The 3,544-nt window shown below is 63.4% G+C and carries 4 protein-coding genes; 1 reads left to right on the top strand and 3 read right to left on the bottom strand.

The window, feature by feature from the left end; all coding sequences use genetic code 11:
- Nucleotides 1-127 precede the first annotated feature (127 nt).
- From AHiyo1_RS18875 to AHiyo1_RS18865, 3 genes are read right to left on the bottom strand one after another with little or no spacing between them, the layout of a single operon-like run.
- Nucleotides 128-568 carry a hypothetical protein gene (locus AHiyo1_RS18875; RefSeq protein ID WP_059389576.1) on the bottom strand — a complete coding sequence of 147 codons (441 nt, stop codon included), beginning with the start codon at nucleotides 566-568 and terminating at the stop codon, nucleotides 128-130.
- The gene (locus AHiyo1_RS18870) at nucleotides 565-1,374 is read right to left on the bottom strand and encodes an ABC transporter permease (protein WP_059389575.1); all 810 of its coding nucleotides are present in this window, start codon (nucleotides 1,372-1,374) and stop codon (nucleotides 565-567) included. Before AHiyo1_RS18870 ends, AHiyo1_RS18875 begins: the two co-directional genes overlap by 4 nt.
- On the bottom strand, nucleotides 1,371-2,300 hold the full coding sequence (locus AHiyo1_RS18865; protein WP_059389574.1) for an ATP-binding cassette domain-containing protein: 930 nt from the start codon (nucleotides 2,298-2,300) through the stop codon (nucleotides 1,371-1,373). Before AHiyo1_RS18865 ends, AHiyo1_RS18870 begins: the two co-directional genes overlap by 4 nt.
- Nucleotides 2,301-2,338: 38 nt before the next feature.
- On the opposite strand from AHiyo1_RS18865, the gene AHiyo1_RS18860 reads away from it, so the two are divergent.
- A complete protein-coding gene (locus tag AHiyo1_RS18860; protein ID WP_172465639.1) occupies nucleotides 2,339-2,854 on the top strand; it encodes a DUF2127 domain-containing protein in 516 nt (171 codons plus the stop codon).
- Nucleotides 2,855-3,544 lie beyond the last annotated feature (690 nt).

Here is a 3,544-nt window from a genome sequence, read left to right as displayed (position 1 = left end):
AGAAGCAGCACCCCGGCGATCGCGGCCAGCACCAGCACCGCAATGTTGACTGCCAGCCGCATCCGGCGTCCCCCGGGCTCCGGTTTCCCGCGCTTCTGCTGGATGGTGCGGCGCCGCCAGTCGTCGGCTATGAGCCAGGTACCCGCCTCACGTAGGCGAAGACGTGCACTGCGAGGGTGCCGAGCCAGAACAGGAAACTGACAACGTGCACCCGGATCAGGATCTCGGGGGCCGGGCCGGTGATGGCCAAGGCGATACCGCTGCCAATCAGCACCAGCGTTGAGACGACGAGCAGCGGAGCTGTCAGGCGCAGAAGCAGCCTTGGCGGACCCTTGCGGCGGTAGGCGGGATCCCGCGTGTAGTAGCGAATGAACCGCCAGCCGGTGCTGGCCGTCTTGGCCACCACCGGGCCGGCCAGCAGCACGCCAATGAAGAAGTGCGCCACGATCAGGCTGCCCAGTGTCGGAACGGTGGCGATCTCCGCCAGCGACAGAATCAGCACCACGGCCCCCGTCAGGGCGGTGAGGCGCTCGTTGCCGACGACGCCGGAGGCCGCCCTCTCTGTCACGCTTTGACGTCCTGGCGGGGGAACACGACGGCGGTCACCACAACGAAGCCGACAATCCACAGGAGCGCTGCACCTACGGCTGCCGGATAACCTTGGAGAGGGGTCGGGCCAACCAAGGGCACGGTGGTCCCCACGATGGTGTTGAACACCCGGCCCGGGAACCACTGGCTGACCTGCGGCAATACCACCGCGATGATGCCTTCGACCACCAGGATGTAGGCCAGGCCGATCCCGACGCCGGCCGCGACCGAACGCGTGAGTACCGCGATGACCATGCCCAGGGCGCTCACGCCGACGAGGCACAGCACCTCATTGCCCAAGAAGGCCAGGAAGACCTGCAACCCCTCCGGAGAGGTCCAGGCGGCGGTCTGAATCCCTTGGCCTTGAGCAGCGACAAGGATGAACGTGCCGCTGATAAGCAAGGTGAGCAGCATCGAGAGAAGCACAAAAAGTACTAGCGCCAGCATTTTGCCCGCCAACCACCGCAGGCGGCGCGGCTCACAGACCAACAGGTTGCGCAGCGTCCCTTGCGACCATTCCGCAGCGAGATTGGCAGTCACCATCACCAGCGCGATGGCAATGATCACGGAGCGGGCCTGGCCAATGATCGAGACCAATCCCTGGGGTGTGGGGAACGCGGCAATCAGGCCGGTCATCTCCCGGCCGGTGGCTCCGGATGCGATCTGGTGGAACGTCAGATAAGCGATAAAGGTGCTCACCACCAGCATCGCCCCCGCGACCGCCACAACACTCCAGCGGCGGAACTTGAGCACTTCGCTGCGAAACGCACGGATCACGGAAATCATGCGTGGTCTCCTTTCAGCAAAGCCAGGAACAGTTGCTCCAGGCTGGCTTCCCTCACTCGGATGGTCAGATCCGGCGCGCCGGCCTCCCTGGCCTGCTGGTTCAGGGTCTCGGCAAATTCGGCAGAACAGGCGATGCGCAAGACCCGATCCTCCCGCGTGACCGCATATCCGGCCTCGCCCGCGATCCGGGCCACCAGATCCAACTGGACTGCGTCCTGGGCTTCGACCACTACCTCGACGCGTTCGGCGAACAGCTCCCGTGCCGGTCCGCAGAACAGGGCCTTCCCTTGATTGAGCATGATCAGCCAGTCGGTGAGCTGTTCCAACTCGCCGAGCAAGTGACTGCTGAGGAGGATGGTTTTCCCCTGGCCAGCCAAACGGCGCAGCATCTCGCGCATCTCGATGATGCCGAGGGGATCAAGGCCATTGGCTGGCTCGTCGAGAATGAGGAGCTCCGGATCGGGCAGCAGGGCCATCGCCACCCCAAGGCGTTGCTTCATGCCCAGTGAATACGTTCCTACCCGGTCACGGGCCCGATCGGAGAGTCCCACCACTTCCAGCAGTTCGCTCACGCGGGAACCGGGATGGCCTCCAAGACGGGCGAGCACCTCCAGATTTGTCCGCCCAGAAAGGCCCGGATAGAACGCCGGCGCTTCCACCAGTGCCCCGACGCGCGGCAGGTAGCGCTCGAATTCAGTGAGCGAGTGGCCCAGAACCGTGGCGCTGCCCGCATCCGCCCGCACCAGGCCTAAGAGCAGGCGAAGGGTGGTGGTCTTGCCTGCCCCATTGGGGCCAATAAACCCTGCGATGGCTCCCTTAGGCACGCGCATGGTCAAGCCGTCGACGGCGGTATGCCTGCCAAAGTGCTTGCTCAGGCCATGTGTTTCAATCGCGAAAGCTCCTGCGGGATCAGAAGAGAGGGGCATAAGAAAGAATGTATCTTGAGGTAGCGGAGGGACGTGTGATGGAAACGAAACCAGCTGAAACAACCCTGCTCGACCGGACATTTCGCGTGAGCCTCATCCTGAAGGGCCTGGACGGCGTCCTGGAACTGATCGGCGGCGTTCTTCTGTTGCTGGTGACGCCTCAACAAATCGGTGATCTGGTCCATTTCCTCACCCAGCACGAACTCGCCCAGGATCCGCACGACTTCCTGGCGAACAGCCTGGTGCACCTGAGCTCCAACCTCTCAGGGTCCGCGACGCTGTTCGGCGCGATCTACCTACTGCTCCACGGCTTGGTCAAGATCGTCCTGGTCTGGGCCGTCCTGAAGGACAAACTCTGGGCCTACCCGTGGATGATCGCGTTCCTGTTGGTCTTCATCGTTTACCAGGCCTACAGGATCGTCGTGGCCTTCTCCTGGGGCCTTGTCCTTTTGACAGCCTTCGACATCTTCATCGTCTGGATCACCGCCCGCGAATACCGGCTGCACCGGGCACGGAATCGACAGCACTCCCCTACGACTCGGCAGGGAGGCTGAGGAATCTTCGGGCGGCCGTCGGTTCGTGGGTGCGGGCCCAGCGCTAGGTTCCGGAACGCAGCAGTGGGACTTCTCCCACGAATTCAACAGACCAGTGCTTGCGGCCGGACCCTTCCTACCCCCTGGCGACCTGCGCCGCTTCTCCTGGAACGCCCGGAAACCTTCGGCGTAATTCTCAGTCTTGCACAGCCGGGCCTGCACGAATCGCGACGCTCAAGACGAGCATCGGCAAAGTAGTCCGCGCCCTCCGCGAGCACTCCCAACGAATTGGCCGAGATCCCCACAACGAGCAACCCGGCCTCCAGCACCAGGTTCAAGTTCGACCACCGGGCTCCGCTGAAAGGGTTCGATACACAACGCGGACATCTGCGGTCCCGAAAAAGTTTTACTAATTTTCCTGGTTTTCGGTGAGGAAGCGGTTTCCTGGGCCCTAAATTGTCAGACCCCCCTGGAATGCTTTGGTTATGGAAGGGATTCGGGGAACACAGCTGATGGAGACGGGCTCGCCAGTCGGCGGCGCGGCTCCATTGTCAGGTGCCTGGGTACGGGACGTGATCGATGCCCTGACCTCGTTCCGGCCAGCCCTCCCGAACGGCACGGTACCCGATGGCCGCGCCGAGCTGATCGACCAGTTGCGTGCCCTGGAGGATCTGAAGTCCGCGGCCGCCGCTGCGCAGGCCCGGATTGCCG

This window comes from Arthrobacter sp. Hiyo1 (assembly GCF_001263615.2).
Taxonomy (GTDB): domain Bacteria; phylum Actinomycetota; class Actinomycetes; order Actinomycetales; family Micrococcaceae; genus Arthrobacter.
This window is presented reverse-complemented; position numbering and strand designations above follow the sequence as displayed.